This window comes from Acidovorax sp. Root568, assembly GCF_001427445.1.
In the GTDB taxonomy this organism is placed as follows: Bacteria; Pseudomonadota; Gammaproteobacteria; order Burkholderiales; family Burkholderiaceae_C; genus Acidovorax; species Acidovorax delafieldii.
This window is the reverse complement of the sequence record NZ_LMGP01000016.1, coordinates 167,470-187,731: the sequence shown is the minus strand read 5'-3', so window position 1 is coordinate 187,731 and position 20,262 is coordinate 167,470. Positions and strand designations below refer to the sequence as shown.

Sequence of the window (20,262 nt, the reverse complement as noted above, 5' to 3'; positions counted from 1 at the left end):
CGCCTGCCGTCGGCTCTGGCCCTGCGGCAGGCGCTGCACATTAGCGCGGCAGCGCCTCCACTTCCTTGGTCCAGCGGTCGATCAGGCGCCGGCGCTCGGCAGCCTTGCCGTATTTCTCGAAGTCGTATTTGATGAGCTTCACGTTGTCCAGCGTTGGGATGCGCGGGTCCATCTTGAAGGTCTTGTTGGCGGGCACCTGGTAGCTGCCCACCTGGGCGCCCACGGCCTGGCCTTCGGGGCTCATCAGCCAGTCGTAGTACTTTTTGGCGTTGTCCATGTTGCGCGCGCCCTTGACCAGCGCAATGCCGCCCACCTCGTAGCTGGTGCCTTCACAAGGCGCCTGGGTTTTCACCGGGTACTTGTCGGCCTTCCACTTCTCAAAGTTGAACATGAAGGTGATGCCCACACCCACCTCGCCCTTGGCCACGTTGGGCGCCTGTGCCTGGCCGCTGCGGGTGTAGGTGGTGGTGTTCTTGTGCAGGGCCTTGAGGTAGTCGAACGCCTTGTCTTCGCCCATCAGCTGCACCAGCCCCGCGATCACGGTGTAGGCCGTGCCGCTGGAGGCAGGGTGCGAGATTTCCACCTCGCCCTTGTAGGCAGGCTTGATCACGTCGGACCAGCACTGCGGCTCCGGCAGCTTTTTCTTCTTGAGCGTTTCGGTGTTGTAGCCAAAGCCGATGGCCGAGCTGTAAAAGCCCCCCACCTGGTGGCCCGACATGGCGTACTGGCGCACGCTCCAGCCATGCAGGTCATGCAGATAGGCGGGGCGGTATTCGGCCAGCAGGCCCTGCTCCGCCGCCTGCAAGAAGGGGTCACCCGTGCCGCCCCACCAGATGTCGGTCTTGGGGTTGTTGGCCTCGGCGCGCAGCTGCGCGGCAATCTCGCCCGTGCCCTTGTGGGCCTGGTTCACCTTGATGCCCGTCTTGCGGGTGAACTCCTTCGCGGCCGCTTCGCACCAGGGCGCGTCGGTGCTGCACAGCGCGTTGACCACGCCCTGGGCCTGGGCGTTAGTGGAGGCCAGTGCGGCCAGCGCAACGGCCGCAGCAACGTGGTGGAGAGGGGGGAATGCCATCGGAATTGCCATCGGTCTTGCTCCTTGTCTTTTGTCGTAGTGGCCCGGCCCCTGGGGCGGGCGGTGTGCGCGTGGCGCTTTCATTGTGACAGTGATGTGTCAAATTTAAGTCGTTCTGGCAACCCGGTGCTGCGCCAGCGCCCATGCCGCCGCTATCCTTGGCAGCCAGCCCATTTCCTGCACTCCTGACCGACCGACCTTTCTGCCCCCTTGCCATGCGCCTCTTGCTTGTTGAAGACGATTCCATGATCGGTGAAGCCGTGCTGGACCTGCTGCGCGCCGAGCAGTACGCGGTGGACTGGGCGCGCGATGGCGATGCGGCCGACACGGCCCTGCGCACTCAGGCGTATGACCTGGTGCTGCTGGACCTGGGCCTGCCCCAACGCGATGGTCTGACCGTGCTGCGCGACCTGCGCGCCCGCAAGAACCGCACCCCCGTGCTGGTGGCCACCGCGCGCGATGCTGTGGCGCAGCGCATCGAGGGGCTGGATGCCGGGGCCGACGACTACGTGCTCAAGCCCTATGACCTGGATGAGCTGCTGGCCCGCATCCGTGCCCTGCTGCGCCGCGCGGCAGGGCGGGCCGAGCCGGTGTACGAGCACCAGGGCGTGAGCATCAACCCCGCCACGCGCGAGGTGACGGTGCGCGGCACGCCCGTGGTGCTGTCGGGGCGCGAATGGGCGGTGCTGGAGCCGCTCATTGCCCGCCCCGGCATGGTGCTGTCGCGCCAGCAGCTGGAGGACAAACTCTACGGCTGGGGCGACGAGGTGAGCAGCAACGCGGTGGAGGTCTACATCCACGGCTTGCGCAAGAAACTGGGGCCCGAGCTGGTGCTGAACGTGCGCGGGGTGGGCTACCTCGTGCCGAAGGCATGACCCCCCTGAGCGGCTTCGCCGCTTCCCCCCAAGGGGACGACAGCCTTTGCTGCGGGGCGGCCCTTGCTGGCTGCCCCCGCGCAATCTCCCGCCCTGAGCATGCGGCGGGGATGGATGGATAGAGATGAAGAACGTGCCAACCACCTCCTGGCGCAGCGCGCTGCAGTCCATGCTCCCGCGCTCGCTGCGCATGCGGCTGCTGATGTTTTTGCTGGCTGCCATCGTGCTGGCAGGCGCAGTGCAGGGCGCACTGGCCTACCGGGGCGCGCTGGACGAGGCCGATGCGCTGTTCGACTACCACATGCAGCAGACGGCGCTGGCTTTGCGCTCGGGTCTGCCGGTGGATGCCCAAGGCCTGGGCCCGGGCCTGGACCCGGAGGACGAGAACCACGAGTTCATCGTGCAGGTGTGGACCAACGAAGGCCTGCGCATTTTTGAGTCCGCTGTAGGCGCCGCCCTGCCACAGATTGCCGTGCTGGGCTTCACCAACGTGCAGGCGCGCGGGGGCACCTACCGGGTGTTCTCGATGCAGACGCGCTCGCAGGTCATCCAGGTGGCGCAGAACATGGCTGCGCGGCGCGACATGGCCCGCAGCCTGGCGCTGCGCACGCTGGCGCCGCTGGCCATCATGGCGCCGCTCTTGGTGCTGGCCGTGTGGTGGGGCGTGAGCCGGTCGCTGGCCCCGGTGGAGCGCGTGCGCCGCCAGCTGGCAAAGCGCCAGGCCGACGACCTGTCGCCCGTGAGCGATGCACAACTGCCCGATGAGGTGCAGCCGCTGGTGAGCGAACTCAACCTGCTGTTCGAGCGCGTGCAGCACGCGTTCGAGGCGCAGCAGCACTTTGTGGCCGACGCCGCGCACGAGCTGCGCTCCCCCCTGGCCGCATTGCGCCTGCAACTGCAGGGCCTGCAGCGTGCGGGCGACGACGCCGCGCGGGCGGCCGCCATCGAACGCCTGTCGGCCGGCATCGAGCGCGCCACGCGGCTGGTCGAGCAGCTGCTGACCCTGGCCCGGCAGGAGGCCAGCACGGCCGTCAACGATCCGGTGGACCTGCGCGCCACGGCGCAACTGGCGCTGGCCGACGTGGCCCCCGCCGCCCAGGCGCGCAGCATGGATGTGGGCCTGCTTGAATCGGACGCCGCCACCGTCACCGGCAATGCCGAGGCCCTGCGCATGCTGGCCCGCAATCTGCTGGACAACGCCATCAAATACAGCCCGCCCGGCGGCCAGGTGGACCTGCAGGTGCGCCGCGAGGGCGACCACGCCGTGCTCACCGTGGAAGACAGCGGCCCCGGCATCGCCCCCGAGCACCGCGAGCGGGCCATGCAGCGGTTTGTGCGCGTCACCGCCGACGGTGCGCCTGGCAGCGGTCTGGGTCTGGCCATCGTGCAGGCCATCGCCCAAAGCCATGGCGCCACCGTGGCGCTGGACAGCTCGGCGCGCCTGGGCGGTCTGCGGGTGACCGTGCGGTTTGCGGCTGCCAAGCCCTGAGCTGCGTGATGCCCTGTTTGCTATTAATTGCATAGCTTTCCAGGCATATTGCACTAGCGCTATCGGCTCAAAATCCCTCAAAAGCACCCGCTGAGTGCTTCAAAGCGCCTCGTCACGTGCGCGCCACGCCGCCAGGGGCCTGCCCCGCACAATGCGGGGGTAGCGCGCAGGCTGTGCCGGTTCCTGGTCCGCCTGCGTCCACTTCCACCACCGTACACACGCATCGGCATGAACTTCATCGTTTTGGGCGCAGGCGCCATTGGTTGTTATGTGGGTGGGCGCCTGGCCGCGCACGGCCAGCCGGTGTGCCTGGTGGGGCGGCCGCATGCGCTGGAGCCCATCGCGCTCCGCGGTCTTCAGGTCACTGACCTAGACGGCTTTGACCGCACCGTGCCCACGTCCGCGCTGCAACTGGCTGCCACGCTGGCCGACGCCGCGCCCGGTGCCGACAGCATCATCCTGCTGTGCGTCAAAAGCGGCGCCACCGAGTCTGCCGCGCGCGAGCTGGCGGCGGCCTGTGCGCCCGGCACCCCGGTGATCTCGCTGCAAAACGGCGTGGACAACGTGGCCCGCATCGCCGCATTGGCGCCCGGCCTGAACGTGCTGGCGGGCATGGTGCCGTACAACGTGGTGCTGCGCGGCGCGCAGGTGCACCGCGCCACCGCAGGCCATCTGCAGCTGCAGCGCGACGCGGTCACCGAGCGCATTGCGCCCCTGTTCAACGCCGCCGGCCTGGCCACCACACTGCCGCCAGACATCCGTGCCGTGCAGTGGGGCAAGCTGCTGCTCAACCTCAACAACCCGGTCAACGCGCTGTCCAACCTGCCCCTGCGGCAAGAGCTGCTGGACCGCGATTGCCGCCGTGTTTTTGCCGCGCTGCAGACCGAGGCGCTGCGCGTGATGGCGCGCGCGGGCATCACCCCCGCCCAGGTCACCGCCGTGGCGCCCACGCTGCTGCCCCATGTGCTGCGCCTGCCCAACTGGCTGTTCACACGACTGGCAAAGCGCATGCTGCAAATCGACGCCACGGCGCGCTCGTCGATGTGGGACGACCTGGAGGCCGGGCGTGTCACGGAGATCGACGCGCTGTGCGGCGCCGTGGTGCGGCTGGCGGCGCAACAGGGCATGGCGGCACCGCTCAATGCGCGCATGTGCGAGCTGCTGGGCGGCCCGCGCCAGCGCTTCACGGGCAAACAGATGCGCCAGATGCTGGGTCTGTGAGTTGGGATTTGGGATTCGGGACTGGGGTTGTGACCGGTGATCAGGCAGCGGGTGCTGCGCTGTCCAGCGGCACGCGCAGCCCGGTCTTGAGGCTGGACAGCGCCACCGAGGTCCGAAACCGCTTGATGTTGTCGTCCCCCTCAAACAGCCGCCGCGTCAGCGCCTCGTAGTCCGCCATCGACGCCACGTTCACCACCAGCAGGTAGTCCGCCTCGCCCGTCACGCTGTAGCACTGCTGCACCGCGTCTTCCGCCGCAATGCGCGCGCGCAGCGGGGCGGTGCGGTCGGGGCGCTCGTTGTCCAGGTGCACCTCCAGCACGATGGTCAGCGGCTTGCCCACCTTCACCGGGTCCAGCACGGCCACGTTGGCGCGGATCACGCCGCTGTCCTTGAGCCGCTGAATGCGCCGCTGTACCGCAGGCGCCGACAGGTTCACCGCCTGCGCAATCGCGCGCTGGGGCGTGGTGTTGTCGGCCTGCAGGATGTCGAGGATCGCGAGGTCGAAGCGGTCAAGTGTTGCCGGGGTGGACATGGGGGTTCCTTGGAACGGGGTCTCAGGGTGAGCGAAAGTTGCGCGCGAGCTCCGAAATTCGAGCCAAAAGCACGCTGGGGTCGCACTATATTTTCAGCCCATGAGCGCTTCCCCCCTCCGTTCTCTTCTGCACCGGTTCTTCCCCTTCCTGGCCGTGCTGGGTTCCGTCACCGCGTTGGGCATTGGCACCTCGTGGGCCAAGCACTGGCTGTTTCCGGTGGTCGGGGCGCAGGGCACCACCGCCGTGCGCGTGGGTTTTTCGGCGCTGCTGGTGCTGCTGCTGTGGCGGCCCTGGCGCTGGCACCTGTCGCGCGCCGACGCGCGGGCCGTCATGCTGTACGGCGCGGCGCTGGGCGGCATGAACCTCATGTTCTACATGTCGCTGCGCACCCTGCCGTTTGGCCTGGCGGTGGCCATCGAGTTCGCCGGGCCGCTGGCTGTGGCGATCTGGTCGTCGCGTCGCGCGGTGGATTTTGTGTGGGTGGCGCTGGCCATCGCGGGCCTGGGCATGCTGCTGCCGCTGGGGCTCAACGGCAGCACGCTGGACCCGGTGGGCGTCTTCTACGCCCTGGGCGCGGCCGTGTTCTGGGGGCTGTATATCGTGTTCGGCAAGCGCGCCGGGCATCTGCACGCGGGGCATTCGGTATCGCTGGGCCTGCTGGTGGCCGCGCTGGTGGTGGTGCCCGTGGGCGTGGTGCACGCGGGTGCTGCGCTGCTGTCGCCCACGGTGCTGCTCATCGGCGTGGCCGTAGCGGCGGTGTCGAGCGCCATCCCGATCTCGCTGGAGATGATGGCCCTGAAGCGCCTGCCCAAGGAGGCCTTCGGCATCATGATCAGCATGGAGCCTGCGGTGGCTGCACTGGTGGCCATGGCGCTGCTGGGCGAGCACCTGAGCGTGGTGCAGTGGCTGGCCATTGGCTGCATCATGGCCGCGTCGATGGGCAGTGCGATGACGGCTGCGCGGCCCCCTGCTGCAGACCGCGCGGCACCGCAGGCGGCCTGACCGGCGGCTCTGGCGGGGTAGGTCTTACCGCACGGCGGCCCTTGCGCTGCACGATTCCAATACGCGTGTGATGAGGTGGGGATATCCCGCCTCGGTCTGCGTCAGCAACGGCAGGCCTGTGTCGTGCACGGCACGGTCCACTGCGTCGGACCAGGGGGGCGTACCGGGCTCCGCCTGCACGCGGGCCTTGGCACCCAGCACCAGTTCTTGTCCCCAGAAGTAGACCTGCACGGCGCGCACATTGGCCTGCATGCGCTGCACCTCGGCCAGCGCTTGCGGCTCGGCCAGGTGCAGCCAGATGTCGGCATACAGAAAATCCACGGGCGCGCCCGGGGGCTGCCACTGCAGCGCATCGGCCTGCACCAGCTCCACCTTGGCTGCAGCGGACTGTGGCAGTCCCTCCAGCACCCGGCAGCGGCGAAACAGCTCCAGCACGTCGCCATCCCGCTCCACCACGGTCACTCGGTTCACCGAGGGTTGCAGCGCCATGTTAGCAGCGACCCAGCCCATGCCCAGGCCCATTACTACCGTGTGGCCTCGTGCATGGTGACAGGCCAGCTCCTGGCTTTCAACTTCCATTGGTGACAGTGACATCCAGGTTTCCCATCTGCCCTCGGGGCCCTGGCGCAGGAGCAGCGTCGAGCCGGATGTGACACATGGGCCGCTGTAATAACCACGGTCCATCCCCACCCCCATGCGCTTCATCTGCCACGGTCCCACGGCACCGTCGGGGTACTGTGGCATGTGCCATTGGGGCGCAAAGACAGGAACCCCCAGCGCCTGTGCCAGTGCGGTGGCGGATGGCTGGGGGGAAAAGGGTAGGGACGGGGGATTCAGTGATGCCAGCATGGGCTCGATCTTAGGCGGGGAGCGCCGCGTTCATTGGAACATCTGCATCTCTTCCAGGGCACTGGGCATTGTCCGACAGTCTCACGGTCCACAAGATGGCGTCGGTGGCGGGGAGCGGCGAATACAAAAGACAGTGATGAGACCGCTCGTGTTTCATCACTCAATGTCCAAGGAGCCGATCATGATTTCATCCACCATCCATTCCGCTGCGACCGCCATACCGGTGGACGAAGACCTGGCCGAGCAAGCACGCCCTGGCTACGGCATCCCATCGCAAGACCCCCGCACCGGCGCACAGACCGCGCTGGAGCCTGAAGACGCAGAGCGCGAAGCCCACTCCGCCTTGATGGGCGGTGGCATGATGGCTGGCGCCGCAGCCGGTGCCGCCGTCGGCGTGGCCGTCGCGGGCCCGGTGGGGGTGGTGGTGGGGGCACCTTGGGCGGCATCGCCGGTGCGCTGGGTGGTGCCGCAGCGGGCACCCTGGTCAGCCCGGATGATCCTTCGGCCGATGCTGTGGCCGCAGAACACCTTGCGCCACCCCTGCGAGGGCCGGAAGGCAAGACAGACCCGAAGTAGGGTGTGCGGGGCTCACTACAGGCTGGCTGGTGCAGCGTACGTAGCGTGTGAGCCTGCTACAAATTTGATAGCTATCAGCGCATATTGCACTAGCGCTTGCCGCCATTTTGGCTGTGAATTTGGTCCCCTCGACAGCTCTCGAATTCTAGCCGCTAAGCCGCATGGATATTGGCTCCCTGAATCATGCGGGCAGAATGTGCCCCCATTTGTGCCCCCAGCCCTTTTTGGTGCCCCCTTGAAACTCACCGACACGAAGCTCCGCACCCTCTCTGAACCTGGCAAACACGCCGACGGCTTGGGCCTGTATCTCGAAATCACCAAGGCAGGCGGGCGCTACTGGCGCATGAAGTACCGCTTTGCCGGAAAAGAAAAGCGCCTGGCCTTCGGCGTATACCCCGATATCAGCCTCAAGGCCGCCCGGGAGTCCGCTAGCAAGGCCCGCAAGCTCCTTCAGGACAACCAAGATCCCGGGGAGGCTCGCAAGGAACAAAAAGCCCGGGTTGTCCACGAAAACCGCAACACCCTCGAAGCCGTGGCCCGCGACTGGCTCGAACACCAGTCCACCCGCTGGGAGCCCGTCACCATGGGCCGCATCCGGGCTTCTCTTGAGTCGGATGTGTTCCCGACCCTCGGTTCACGGCCGATGGCCAGCCTGAAGGCCAGGGAGGTCATGGAAGCGGTCAAGGCGGTGGAGGCGCGTGGCGCCAGCGATCAGGCCGGCCGCGTGCTGCAGCGCGTGAAAGCCATCTACCGCTGGGCCGTAACGCACCAGCGCATCGACACCAACCCCATGCTCGATCTCGTGCCCTCCGAGATCCTCAAACCTCGCTCCGTCCAGCACCGAGCCGCCTTGGCAGAAAAAGAGCTGCCCGAGTTCATGCGCAAACTCGCGGCCTATGACGGCGCACCCAGCATCGTGCTGGGCCTGCGCATGCTCATGCTGACGGCCTGCAGGCCCGGGGAAGTGCGCGGCGCGCGCTGGGCGGAATTTGACCGCAAGGCGGCCCTGTGGACCATCCCCGCAGAGCGCATGAAGATGAGGGAAGAACACCGCGTGCCTCTGTCCAAGCAGGCCCTCGAAGTGCTGGACAAGATCGAAGCCATCAGCGGAGGCCGAGAACTGGTGTTCCCCAGTCCCTACTACCCCAGCAAGCCAATGAGTGAGAACACCTTCAACTCAGCGCTCGCGCGCATGGGCTACAAGAGCATTGCCACGGCCCACGGATTCCGGGCGTTGTTTTCGACGGTGGCCAACGAACACGGATGGAACCCGGATGTCATCGAGCGACAGCTCGCGCACCGGGAGCAAAACGAGATAAGGGCAGCCTACCACCGGACCACTTACATGGCGGACCGCACGAAGCTGTTGCAATGGTGGGCGGACTACCTAGGGGGAGCGCGTCAGGAGAATCCATAAGACTTGCATCTTCACAAATGTGCAAGGTCATTCTCGGTTTGGCGGTAGGCTCGGTGCGATTTTTGTGAGCTGTTGAACCAGTCGTACAACTCGTCTATTCCTGCGCCTTCTTTCGCACATATTTCATCCCGAGCCCTGCCTTGTAGAGTTGCCTCGCCCGCAATTCACCTGGGTAACCTCCTCGGACCTCGAACATCCCAATCTTCTGCATGCTGTTCAGTGCGCTACGGGCCAAATCTGTTGAAATATTTGCGCGACCCGCTAGCGTCTGAATGATCTCCTCGATGGAAAACGGTGTTTGAAGTCCGTCGAAGGCGGCAAGCAACCGGTCTACGGTCGATTTGTTTGCATCGATATTTGACTCGAGGTTCAGGAATGAATACAGCTCAGTCCTAACCTCGCTAATGAACGCTTTCGAAGCCTGATCGTAGGCAAGCAGCACACTTTTGCTTGAGAGTCGTCCTTCGACCAATTCGGCTCCATCACTAGCGTTACTAGCTACCGTCCGCAGAAATCCATCGAATAGCCTCGGATAAAACGCGGAGTCGGTGCCAGCGTCACCTCCAGCATCAGAGAAGTAGGTGGAAAAGAAAGTTGTAGTTTTCAGACGATTGCGCTCCAGCCCTGCGGGAAAGATTTCTAGCAGTAAAGACTCTGAATCATCATCAGGCAATGCACCACGCGAGATGCTGTCAGCCTTAGTCTCAATTTTTTTGCAAACGTCCCCGAAATTCTGTTGAAACCACGGCAGGCTGGCAATTCGCGCGAGGGCGAAATTAAGAATGGTGGTCTTATTCCAGTGCAGATAGAGCACAGCCCCTTCGATTTGCTGTTCGACGTTCTCCGCAGCGCCAGTTGCAAGGTCTGTGCGAAGTAGAAGTCGTATCGTTACCTGCTTTGAATAGATCTTGTCGTACTGGACTGCCGCCAGAAAGCGGAAAAGGGCTTCAACGAAAGGGCGAAGATCTTTCGCTGGAACGGCGGTTTCCACTCCGTCGATTGCGAAAACTCGCTTTGCCGATTGGCTAGATGCAGCCTGCCGTTCGCTGGGGTCGGGAGCTTCTGTTGGGGTGGTGAGCTGAGAGATCTTCTGTGAAAGAGAGTCTTCTAGAACGCCATTGCCCTTAGTGTTCGGCGTCGAGAGCGCCGCGCCAAGCAACATCCACCAGAATTTTTCAAAGTCTCGGTTACAGGCGGCAAGCGCGGCATTAAAAATATGGCCTGCGCTGGGTAACCCTCCGCCAGTTGAGTCGTTTGCCACGAGCAATGGTTCTGCAAGATCGCCGTTCACGAGTTCAGTCAGAAGTCTTGTCTTTCCCGTTCCCTTACGGCCAAAAACATACGTATACGGGCTCTCCGGGCTGAACAACTTGGCTAGCCCTGGCGTAAGGATAAATTTTCCGGCATCCGTTGAACCACTGTTTGTGAGTGTGTTCAGCGGCTTGGGAGCAGAAACAAGGTTGCCACTCAGTCCCAGCACTGAGCGCAGCTGTCCGAGGGCCGCAAGGCTACCGTTCGACATGTCGCGTGGATTCGGCTGCTGTCCATCAACGAAGCTCTGGTCGTGTTTCCAAAATATCCAGTAGGGATCTAGTTCTTGAGGATCGATAGCATCCCCGATCTGCATCGCGTCGGCTACCTTGCCGAGCAAACCATCAATAAATCGTGCGCTCTGGCTACGTGTGTCCTGCGCAGTCTTCTTGGGATCTAGCGAAAAACTGACGAAAGCCCCCGGGGATTCTGGATCGTGGGCTAGTAAGGTATCGATCAGCCGTGAATCCAGGATATGCCGCGCCATTCCATCTGGGCGGACAAAAATTACAGCAGGCCCTGGCCACGCATCCATGATGGGTAGAACGGAAGGTGCAAGCCCGGTTCGATGATCAAAAAGCACGATGTCATAACGTCGCGGTTCGTTTTCGATGTATGTCTCGGTCTGTCGCCGGAGTGATGCTATCGCCAGTTGCAGCACCGACGCATCCAGCGACGCATTCAGCAGGAAGGCTGCGAAGTCCATGTCAAAGCGGGCTGCAACAGGCCGTGCGGAAACAAGGTCAACATATCCTGTGACTGACGCGCCGACGTACGTTCGCGAAAGCGGAGTCAGTGGAGTGCCCGGAGTCGCCAGGCCCATTAAGGTCGCGCTGATGTCTGAAGCCGCAACGCCAAACATTGCGTCTAAGGACGGAGCCTCAATATCTGCGTCCACGGTAAGCACTCGGTAGCCTGAATCCGCCAGCACTTTCGCCAGTGCCATCAGCACGGTCGATCGCCCCTGGCCACCCTTGTACCCGTAAAAATGAACCGCTTTCGCACTGCGTTGGCTGGGCGAAGCATCCCTAACCTGTTCAGTCAAAACGACGGCGGGCTGAGAGGCCGCTTTGCTGCGCGGGGCGAACGCGCTCAGCCAGCTAGTTCCAGCGTCGTCGGAACCCAGAAAATCAAACTGTTGCAAACGTTCTTTTTCAGTGACGAGTACCAGTTCGATCATCGGACTGGCTGCAACTGATGCGACGTCGTCTGCTGACATGTCAGCAGCTCTACAAAACTCGATGAGTCGGGCATCGGCAGACAATCCCTCGAACGAATCTGCGATACACAGGATAAACAGCGTTGGATGCGCATATTTAACCTCGACCTTGATGTGATCCAAGCGAGCAATCGATTCAATGAACTCAGATATTGTCATGGCGGGATCAGAGTGATTTTTGGAATTTGGTTGCAAGGTAAGACCGTGTACTGGCTACGGCATCTGCCAGCGCCTTGGCCTGTTGAGTACTCGTCGCCGGGGCAGGCCATCCGTCAGCGCTGTGTCGCGTATAGCGGATGTATGGGTAAGACCCTGCGGGAGCGAACCGCGCTGCGCCGTCTTTTCCTTGCACGCTGATAGCCGTCAAGGCATTGCTCAACTGGGTGGATAAAGCAATGAGCCGAATTTTGCAGCCTTGCTGGTGACCCACGGCAAAACGATGGGCGAAGACATTCAGTGCACCGGGAACATTGTGATCGGTCATCTGGGTTGCTTGCTTGAGCACCAGTTCTATAGCAACCATGCCGCAATAGGCACGGACTACTTGGTCGGCACTGGATGTCGCGGCGGCTACAAAGGCTTGGATGTTCGTTTTGTGTTGGCTCATTCGTTCCCCGGCATTCGTTTCCATGAAGGATCAACTGAGATCCTTGTATTTGACATGTTATCAATTGAGCCTCATTGCGCGCAGTGGAGACCCCGCCTCACCTGCCCGCTAAATGGCCCTCAATTGACGACCTTGCCGACCATGGACTGCGCGAGGCACGGTGCGGCTTGGTGGGCGGTCTTCGCGCATTTTCGGGTGACGGGATTTGACGGCTTTTGTCTGGCCGTTCATAAGTGAGGGCGAGTGCCCGGTTACGTTGCGGACATATGATGATGGCGCGTCAGCATTCGGTGAGAGGCGACCATCCAGGGGGGCATCAACCCTCGTCAAGGCGGATTGCGGTCTGTCAGCTCGCTGTAGCTTCAACCTGGCTCAGACCTTGAACAACTACCTTCGATACAAGCCGCTTCGAAATCTCCTGCGCCAGTACAACCTACAGGATTCAATCGACGACATATGGTGGTATTTCCAAGCGGTGGACCATCATTCCTCGAATGAGAAGGTATGGACCGGCCAAGGATTCATAAAGCTAAAGGCCGAACTTCACAAGTGGGAGATCGCCATTCTTGCGCGCGAAATCGCGTTGAACGCGACGCCAAGGGGAACGCTTCGTCTTCGCCCCTGGCCCAACATGGCACGCGTGCTCAATATGCTGCGCACAGTCACCAATGACATGGTGGGGCCGGCAATGACGCCGGACCAGGCCTGCAACAGCTTGAACCCGACAGGCCATCTTCAGTTTCCATGGCAGCGCACGCGCCAACTCAATGCGCTCATGCGTTACTTCAAGGTGTTCTCTGAGCCCGACGTGGAGCGCCTACTGATTCGCCAGACTGGGGTCAGCACGAAGGAATGGTTTCTCGTGGGCTTTGCCACTGTGGGCCTTCTACAGCACAAATGCACGATCTCCGCTCACCAGGACTACCGATCGGTTGCCATTGAGCTGGAGCGATCCAAAACTGTGTTTGACAAACTGTCGCAGCCTCTCGAAGAACTCCAATCAAAAGTCAATGACGCAGCCAGGTACGACGACACCTGGATGTACACGTGGAACCCACTCGAAGCCAAACCGCTCGTGGGCTTGGACTTGACGCACCCTGAGCGCCTCCATTGCCCTATTCCCCACTATGTCATGAGCCGGGTAAGCCAAGGCCTCTTCTACGAAATCGCTCAAGCAGAAGGCTTCAACGACCCATTTGGTGCTTCGTTTCAAGCCTACTTTGGTGAGGTGCTGAGCAAGACATTCCCAAGCCCTCAATTCACGATTTACGAAGAGCGTGAGTACAAGGTGGGGCGCGCTCGAAAAGACGGCGTGGACTGGATAGTGACCGACGCCCGGGCGAACTTGTTTGTCGAATGCAAGGCCAAGCGGATGACCGTGGGTGCTAAGTCGGCGGTTGACCCAGCAATCATTGGCCAGCAAGTGGACTACCTGGCGAAAGCCGTCATACAGCTATACAAAAACATAGCTGATGCACTGGCAGGCCACACGCATTGGCCGCGAAACGATCGGCCAATCTTTCCGCTCGTCGTGACGCTCGAAGATTGGTACTTGTTTGGCACGTCAGCATACCTTTTGGCAGAAGGCGTGCGCAAGAAAATGGCTGAGGCGAATCTTGACCTCTCATGGCTTGACTCCATGCCCTATACCGTGGCCTCATGCGAGGACTTCGAAGACGTGAGCCCAACGATTGCCGAGGAAGGCATTCATGCGTTCTTTAACTTGAAGCACTCCGGCGATCAACAACGTTGGATGATCAAGTACTTTGCCAAAGAGCACTTCAACGAGGTGTACCAACGAACTGTTCACCGCCACCTCTTCAAGGACGAGTGGGACAGAATCCTTCCAGATAGTGTTTTGCCCTCAGGACTTAAGAGTCCAGAGTCAAATTCGCCCTGATGGGGCGCGTACTCTCTGCTTGGTGGGGCGCCATCATCGCTGTCTTCGAGCTACTAGTGCACGCAAAGGAGGAGCTGCCGGGCGAGCCGCCAGCAGTGGTCTAGCCTTCATTCCTGAGTACCACCCCCGGCGGCCGCTGAATTCAAACGTTTGTCATCAAATCATGAAAAGTCGTACTAAGGATTTCGTCGCCTTGTTCAATGCGTTCTGGTATCGGGACTTTCCAATAACGCCAGATCGTATTGACATCAGTCGTCGCGCGCTTTGGACTACACATATCGCGTCTACGGTCAAGATGGCTGCAGACCACCTCGGTCTATACACATGCTTCGAAACGGGCGGAAAAACTGACGCGGTAATCCAAGACTCAAACGCGAAGGCCTGGGCGAAAGCAGAATGGGAATGGACACCGGCAAAGGTTGAAACCGTAAATGAAATTGAGAAGCTGGCAAGTGCAGCCAGCGAAGCTGACACATTCATCTTTGTCGGCTACAGCCGGACTGACAATGACACACATCAGCTCAATCTCGACGCCATTGGGCGGCAGTGGGAAGGAATCGACAAGCCGCTGATAGTGTTTCTCGTGACTTTCTCGTATTCAAAGAAGCGGCGGCATTTTCAAGAGCTGCAGACTTATGTCTTTACTGGCGGCAACCATAAGAGGGTGCGTGTGCAAGAGGCGCTCCCGTGGCAAGTGTCCGGCACCAAATGGCACGCCTCCGCGTACGCAAAAGTTGATGGCTAGTCTTTCCATAGAACGCATATCCAATCGACTGCGCCGGTCGGCCACTGCTCATGTCAAGCGTTGAGCTTCCGCTTTCTGAAACCGCCACCGGCGGTACCTAACCGACCAACGCAAAAAGGCCCCGACATCACTGCCGGGGCCTTTTGTCTTTCAGCGCCAGGGCGCATGCCTGGCTCGCTTCATCGTGATGCTCAGGCCGTCGCGGTCGCCTCCGCCCGCTGCAGCTGCATCACCTTCACCGGCGTGAGGAACGCACGCCCCGCAAACGCCCCCAGCTCCAGCGGCCCCAGTGCCTCCACTTCGGGCCGCTGCTGCGCCTCTGGCCGCTCCATCGCCACGGCCGACAGGCGCTGCCAGATGAACTTCATCCGGTAGGCCCTTGGATCGTCGGCTTGCCGGTCGATGCCCGTGGGCTCCGAGGCATGCGTCATAAGCGCCATGGCCCGCGTGAGCGCCACTTCGGACTCCGCCAGGGCCTTGTAGGCCTCCAACCGCGCATAGGCCCCATAGGCCGCGTCGTGCGCGTTGGCGTAGTGCTCCGCAGCGCGCGACGCACTGGCGCGCAGGGGCAACGTCGTACGCTCCGAATCGGCCAGCGCCTCGCGCAGTTCTTCGGCAATGGCCAGGGCGTCGTTCTTCTTGAATAGCGCCTCTTTCACCGCCTTCGTCTTCTCGAAGTTCGCAGCCGCGAGCAACTGCTTGAACTCCAGCGTGGCGGTCTCTGCCGCAGCCTCATGAGCTGCAATCTTGCCGCGCAGGTCCGCATGGCGCTCCATCAACTCCGCGTACTGCTTGCCCGAGCCCTCGTTGAAATCCGCGCAGGCCTTGAGCAACGTCTGCAGCGCCCTGTCGTAGGCCGCCTGGGCCTGGGCCAACTCGTCTTGAATCGGGGTGGTCTTGGTGGTTTGGGTCGTCATGGTGGGGATTCCTTTCAGCAGTCGGTGAGCGTGATTTCTGCGGACTGGGACTGGCCCGTGCGCGTGTTGAATTGCAGGGACAGCTTCTGATCGACGGCGGAGAACTCCCCCGTGATCTTGTGCAGCTCGGTGCGCGCTTGCGTGTACTCCGACAGGGCGGCTTCGAGCTTGCGATTGGCGGACACATAGGCCGCGCGGGCCTTGGATTCATTGGCGAACATGGTGAACTTTCAGAGGTGAAAAAAGGAAGAAAACAACGGAAAAAACAGAAGGGAACAACAGGCGCGGGGCAGTGCCCCGCAGCGTTCAATCAGCGTCCAGCCACTCGATAAACCCGGTCTCCTGCAAGTGGCTGCGCGTCACATGCCGGGCCGCCGGTGAGAACTTGCCGAGGACGGCCCTCAATACCGTGCGCAAGGCCAGAAAACGGGCCACCAAGGGCTCATGCTCCGCACGCAGGGCCGCCAGCTCTGCCGCCTGCGCTTCGCAGCGCTTGCGGGCTGCATCGAGCTGCAGGCGCAGGGATGGCGAGTCATCGGGCAGGGCACGGGCCGAAACAGTTGGCACAACAGGTGCGGCCGATTGCAAGGGCAGAGCCAGCCGCAGCGACAGCGGGGCCGCAGCGCCAGCGCGCAGTGCCTGCAACTCCGCCTTGCGCTTCTCGCGGTGCTTGCGCTGGCGTTCGGCGTTGGACATGGGAGCCTTGGCCGGTGTGGTGTCGCCGGTGGCGAAAGTGGCCTTGCTCATGGCGCCCCCAGTTCCACCGCGTTCGGGTGGAAAAAGTGGCAGTGCTGCAGCACGTGGGGCGCGGGCGTGAACCACGGATTGACCCCGGGCATCAGGCCCTTCTGCGCCATCGCGCAATAGCCCTTGCGCTGCAGATGCACGCAGTCGCGGCAGCGGTGGCGCTCGTCGTCGATGAACAGCGCGCCGCGCAGCCGCAGCAGGGCCACAAGACCCGCGCGGTGATCGCGGATGGCCACGCGCTGGTCGGGGCGCAAGGCACTTGCGGGCGAGACCTGCAACGCTCCGGTGTCCGTCACAGCCAGGGTCAAACCCGCTGATTCCAGCGTCTGCAGAATGCCCCGGGCGGCCGTGGCCAGGGCCTTGTCGGCATCGGTCAAACCAGCGTCAGCGCAAAACGTGGACGCGCCATCCGCTGGCTGGAACCCACCAAAGCCCACCAAACCCACCACGGCGGGCTCGCTGGAATCGGCTTCGGCGCAAATTTTGTGCGTGCCGTTGACCGCCAAACACCCACCAAAACGCACCAAACCCACCAAGTCCGGGTCGGCCTGCGTGCCAGTTTCTTCCCCCGACTCGCAAAACTCGGTGCGCCGGTCGTCCGAAGTAAACCCCCCAAAAGCCACCAAACCCACCAAAGGCGATGAATGCGGGGCCGTCATTGGAAGAACTCCACATCGTCCGCCGCCGAACTTGCCGCGCCACCCGCACCCGGAACGCTGGCACACGGATCGGCTGAAGAAAACCCTCCAAAACCCCCCAAACCCACCACGCCGGGTGCACCGGCGGTGTCCGAACCCCCGTTTTTGGTGGGTTTGGTGCCTTTTGGTGGGTGTCTGCCGGTCAACGGCGCGTTCACGTTTTGATTTTGTGAATCGGCCGGTTCGTGTCCTGTCTGCCCCGGATTGGTGGGTTTGGTGGCTTTTGGTGGGTGTTCGGCGGCCGATGGCGCGTTCACGTTTTGGGTTTGCAAAGTCGGGGCAGGGGGCGATGCACCCACCTTGCCCACCGACCAATGCAGCACCCCGGCCCTAAGGCCAATCCGCACGAACTGTTTGCCGCCCACGATGCGCCCGGTCATGCGTTCCACCCAACGGCCCAACATGCGCGAGTTGACCTTCCCGGCCTGCCCGGCAATCTCGTCCATCGCCCCGCCCAGCCGCTCGTCTGTGTCCCCGCGCCGGATGACACTCGCCACCGTCGTTTGCATGCCCCCGAAGGCCTCGTGCCAAGCCTCCAGCATCGCGGCCAGCTTGGTGGTCTCGGGGTCCTGCTCGAACGCCCGCGCGGCCGCCTCCATAGGGTCCGCCAGCGTGGGCAGCTCTGCGTCAGCCGATTGCCGAACCAGCCCCGCCAGCCAGCACAGCGGCTGGCGCACCAGATCATCCCAATGCTCAAAACTTGCCGTGCGCCCCTTGGCCACCTTCGGACGCCCGGCGGTGATGTAGGCCCGCACGATGGTGAGCGCCGCCACCACGTACTGCAGCCGGTCGTTCGTCATCATCTGCGCCGGGTCGAAAGAAAAGTCCCGCGTGTACGGCTTCTCGCTCTGCGTATCGATGCGTGCGGTCAGCACCCGGCGGCAGGTGTCCGAAGTCATGCGCAGGTTGTTCCCGGTCGCGATGAACAGCGCGCGGTTCGGTAACGTCACGGTCTCACTACTGCCCAGGATGCGGTCGGCAAAGGTCGGGGCAGTCAGAAACGCATCGAGCGATGCAGAGCCCAAAGGCTCGCGCACGTTGTCCCAAAGCACCACGCGCTGGCCCTCGCGCAGCACGGCAAACAGGCGCTTGCGGGTTTCTTCGTCGGTGTCTGCGGGCGGCAGGATGGCCGGGTCTGCACCCATCGCCAGAATCCCGATACAACGGGCCAACAAGGTCTTGCCACTGCCTGCGGCCGGGGCGTCCAAACCGATGCCCGGTGCCGTGGGCAAGCTGGCGCGCAATGCAGCAGACAGCAGGCCATGCAGCACCACACCGCGCGCCACATCGTCCACCAGGGGGAACAAGGCCAGCGGCCGCCACAGGAACCGCAGCGCAGCCAGTGCATCGGCTGGCGTGGGACTGCTGGGCACCTTGGGCGGGTTCGGATGCTCGCTGTAGAACAGCAGGCCCGACACGTCGTCATGCCCGGGGCGGTCAAGGATCGAGCCGTCAAGGCGCAAGGTCGGGGCCGTCACGACCGCGACGAGCTTCTTGAATCCCCGCTCGCCATGCTTGGCCAGGATGGCGCGGGCCACCCCGAGAGGCGCATCTTCTGCCCCTTCCTCGGTCTGGTCATCCCCTGCAGAGTCCTTGCGCTTGCGCACCGAATAGAAGTCGCACACGCGGCCCATGTGGTCGGTCAACCAATCGGGCGATACCGGCCGCGCCTTGCCCTCACTGACGTAGGCAATCGCGCCCTCGCCATAGTCGAACAGCTCGCCCCGGCTCTTGAGAACGGACAGAACAGCGTCGGTCGTTGCTACCCGCATCCCGCGCCCAATCTGTACGCGCGCGGACTGTCGCATCAGCTCAAAGCGCATCCCTCCATGGCGGTGCGTGTAGAGGTACGGGCGCTGGCCACTCTTGAGGTTCACGACAGCCACGCGGCGGTCGGTGTCCGGGTCCAGCGGGTCCGCGAACTGCGTGTTGTGCCAGCGGTCGGGCGCGTCCAGAATCTCCCCCACTGACACGGGTTCACCCTCCGCCGATGTGAGCATGAAATGCCCCATCAACACCCGTTTCTCACTGGCCCGCACCAGCACATCGCGCGCCTTCTCCAAGGGGATGCCGCGCCGCATGGCGAGCGATGGCGCCTTCGCATTGGCCCAGCGTTCACGCTGCGCCGCGCACTGCCCGGCAATCGCTTCACGCTTCGCCCGCTTGAGGCTCTGCACCTGCTTGCGGGTCTCGCCGTCGCACTCGATCAAGCCCAGGTCGAACAGTGCATCGGGATCGCCATAAGTGCGCGCTGCAGCGCCAGGGCGGTCCAGGCCGTCAAGCAGCACTGGCGGCGCGCAGAAGTCCAGCCGTTCGGGCTGCCACACGGTGGCGTCAATGAGGGACCGCTCCAACGCTTGCCCAGCGCGGCCCACCTCATACCAGCCTTGCCCAAACGCCCACAGCAGTGTGAACAGCGTCTTGCCCGCATCGGGAATGCGCGAGGCATCACGCACCGGGATGTAAAGGCGATGCCGGTCCAAGCCCGACAGCACCCGCCCATCGGGCGCCTGCACACCGGCCGAACAACTGGGCCGCCAGAGCATCGGCGCATCGGCCAGCGCGGGGCATGCATCAATCAAACGCTGGCGCAGTTCGTCCGCGTTCAGTTCGCCATTCGGGCAGCCGTCGTGGTCCAGCATCAGCACGCCCGGGCCACGCGGAAACGCGAAGTGCTGCCGCGTGCGTGATATCGCCCCATGCGCTCCATCGTTCACCTGCGCATCCCGCTCCGCCACGATGGCCGCTTGTTCCTGCGCGCAGATGCCCCAGCCCACCGCTTGAGCCGGTGTGAGGCTGTCCAGCGCTTGGGCCAGGGCCTGCAGCCCCGACAGGCGCACACGCTGCGCGGTGCCCGCCATCATCGAAGCGGCCGCCTGTTTGTTCAGCGTGCCGTCGCGGTTCAGGCTCAGCACCTTGGTGAGCCGTTCGGGCTCGGTGGATGTGAACACGGTGAACTGCAGCGCCGGTGCGCGAGCTGGTGCCGCTCCTTGTGGAGCTGCTTGCACTGCGGCTTGTGCGCTGGTGTCGTTCAATGCCGCGCCCGTGCTTGTGGCGTTGGCCTTCTTCTTTGCCATGGTGATT

The 20,262-nt window shown here is 63.1% G+C and carries 17 protein-coding genes; 7 read left to right on the top strand and 10 right to left on the bottom strand.

Annotation, left to right across the window (positions count from 1 at the left end):
* Window positions 1-40: 40 nt before the first annotated feature.
* The gene (locus ASD75_RS15470) at window positions 41-1,072 is read right to left on the bottom strand and encodes an ABC transporter substrate-binding protein (RefSeq protein ID WP_056746862.1); all 1,032 of its coding nucleotides are present in this window, start codon (window positions 1,070-1,072) and stop codon (window positions 41-43) included.
* Between the two features lie 215 nt (window positions 1,073-1,287).
* Here ASD75_RS15470 and ASD75_RS15465 point away from each other — a divergent pair, with 215 nt between their 5' ends.
* The 3 genes from ASD75_RS15465 to ASD75_RS15455 all read left to right on the top strand — a co-directional run bounded on the left by ASD75_RS15465 (window position 1,288) and on the right by ASD75_RS15455 (window position 4,657).
* On the top strand, window positions 1,288-1,947 hold the full coding sequence (locus ASD75_RS15465; RefSeq protein WP_056066148.1) for a response regulator transcription factor: 660 nt from the start codon (window positions 1,288-1,290) through the stop codon (window positions 1,945-1,947).
* A 124-nt stretch (window positions 1,948-2,071) separates the two neighbouring features.
* A complete protein-coding gene (locus tag ASD75_RS15460) occupies window positions 2,072-3,436 on the top strand; it encodes an ATP-binding protein (protein WP_056746861.1) in 1,365 nt (454 codons plus the stop codon).
* 228 nt (window positions 3,437-3,664) lie between these two features.
* Complete coding sequence (locus tag ASD75_RS15455; RefSeq protein ID WP_056746860.1) at window positions 3,665-4,657, top strand: 2-dehydropantoate 2-reductase; 993 nt, start codon at window positions 3,665-3,667, stop codon at window positions 4,655-4,657.
* Window positions 4,658-4,697: 40 nt separating this feature from the next.
* On the opposite strand, the gene ASD75_RS15450 is transcribed toward ASD75_RS15455, so the two are convergent.
* Window positions 4,698-5,189 (bottom strand): Lrp/AsnC family transcriptional regulator, encoded by a 492-nt coding sequence (locus ASD75_RS15450; RefSeq protein ID WP_056746859.1) that lies wholly within the window; start codon window positions 5,187-5,189, stop codon window positions 4,698-4,700.
* A 100-nt stretch (window positions 5,190-5,289) separates the two neighbouring features.
* On the opposite strand from ASD75_RS15450, the gene ASD75_RS15445 reads away from it, so the two are divergent.
* Window positions 5,290-6,192, top strand: a complete 903-nt coding sequence (locus tag ASD75_RS15445) for an EamA family transporter (protein WP_056746858.1) — start codon at window positions 5,290-5,292, stop codon at window positions 6,190-6,192.
* A gap of 24 nt (window positions 6,193-6,216) precedes the next feature.
* On the opposite strand, the gene ASD75_RS15440 is transcribed toward ASD75_RS15445, so the two are convergent.
* On the bottom strand, window positions 6,217-6,771 hold the full coding sequence (locus ASD75_RS15440) for a hypothetical protein (protein ID WP_235511639.1): 555 nt from the start codon (window positions 6,769-6,771) through the stop codon (window positions 6,217-6,219).
* A 1,081-nt stretch (window positions 6,772-7,852) separates the two neighbouring features.
* On the opposite strand from ASD75_RS15440, the gene ASD75_RS15435 reads away from it, so the two are divergent.
* Window positions 7,853-9,034 (top strand): integrase arm-type DNA-binding domain-containing protein, encoded by a 1,182-nt coding sequence (locus ASD75_RS15435; protein WP_056746981.1) that lies wholly within the window; start codon window positions 7,853-7,855, stop codon window positions 9,032-9,034.
* 94 nt (window positions 9,035-9,128) lie between these two features.
* Here the strand turns inward: ASD75_RS15435 and ASD75_RS15430 are convergent, their stop codons facing one another.
* Both ASD75_RS15430 and ASD75_RS23755 read right to left on the bottom strand, forming a co-directional pair.
* Window positions 9,129-11,723: a P-loop NTPase gene (locus ASD75_RS15430; RefSeq protein ID WP_056746856.1), complete on the bottom strand. Its 2,595-nt coding sequence runs from the start codon at window positions 11,721-11,723 to the stop codon at window positions 9,129-9,131.
* A 7-nt stretch (window positions 11,724-11,730) separates the two neighbouring features.
* The gene (locus tag ASD75_RS23755) at window positions 11,731-12,195 is read right to left on the bottom strand and encodes a hypothetical protein (RefSeq protein ID WP_156401032.1); all 465 of its coding nucleotides are present in this window, start codon (window positions 12,193-12,195) and stop codon (window positions 11,731-11,733) included.
* A gap of 355 nt (window positions 12,196-12,550) precedes the next feature.
* Here ASD75_RS23755 and ASD75_RS15420 point away from each other — a divergent pair, with 355 nt between their 5' ends.
* Both ASD75_RS15420 and ASD75_RS15415 read left to right on the top strand, forming a co-directional pair.
* The gene (locus ASD75_RS15420; RefSeq protein ID WP_056746854.1) at window positions 12,551-14,071 is read left to right on the top strand and encodes a hypothetical protein; all 1,521 of its coding nucleotides are present in this window, start codon (window positions 12,551-12,553) and stop codon (window positions 14,069-14,071) included.
* Window positions 14,072-14,234: 163 nt separating this feature from the next.
* Window positions 14,235-14,816, top strand: coding sequence for a hypothetical protein (locus tag ASD75_RS15415; RefSeq protein ID WP_056746853.1), 582 nt, complete (start codon window positions 14,235-14,237; stop codon window positions 14,814-14,816).
* Between the two features lie 191 nt (window positions 14,817-15,007).
* Here the strand turns inward: ASD75_RS15415 and ASD75_RS15410 are convergent, their stop codons facing one another.
* From ASD75_RS15410 to ASD75_RS15390, 5 genes are all read right to left on the bottom strand, one after another.
* Complete coding sequence (locus ASD75_RS15410) at window positions 15,008-15,733, bottom strand: hypothetical protein (RefSeq protein ID WP_056746852.1); 726 nt, start codon at window positions 15,731-15,733, stop codon at window positions 15,008-15,010.
* A 14-nt stretch (window positions 15,734-15,747) separates the two neighbouring features.
* Complete coding sequence (locus ASD75_RS15405; protein WP_056746851.1) at window positions 15,748-15,954, bottom strand: hypothetical protein; 207 nt, start codon at window positions 15,952-15,954, stop codon at window positions 15,748-15,750.
* An 85-nt stretch (window positions 15,955-16,039) separates the two neighbouring features.
* Window positions 16,040-16,480: a hypothetical protein gene (locus ASD75_RS15400; RefSeq protein ID WP_056746850.1), complete on the bottom strand. Its 441-nt coding sequence runs from the start codon at window positions 16,478-16,480 to the stop codon at window positions 16,040-16,042.
* Window positions 16,477-17,139, bottom strand: a complete 663-nt coding sequence (locus ASD75_RS15395; RefSeq protein ID WP_056746849.1) for a hypothetical protein — start codon at window positions 17,137-17,139, stop codon at window positions 16,477-16,479. The genes ASD75_RS15400 and ASD75_RS15395 overlap by 4 nt, the downstream gene beginning before the upstream one ends.
* Window positions 17,136-20,255, bottom strand: coding sequence for a hypothetical protein (locus ASD75_RS15390; protein ID WP_056746848.1), 3,120 nt, complete (start codon window positions 20,253-20,255; stop codon window positions 17,136-17,138). Before ASD75_RS15390 ends, ASD75_RS15395 begins: the two co-directional genes overlap by 4 nt.
* Window positions 20,256-20,262: the final 7 nt, after the last annotated feature.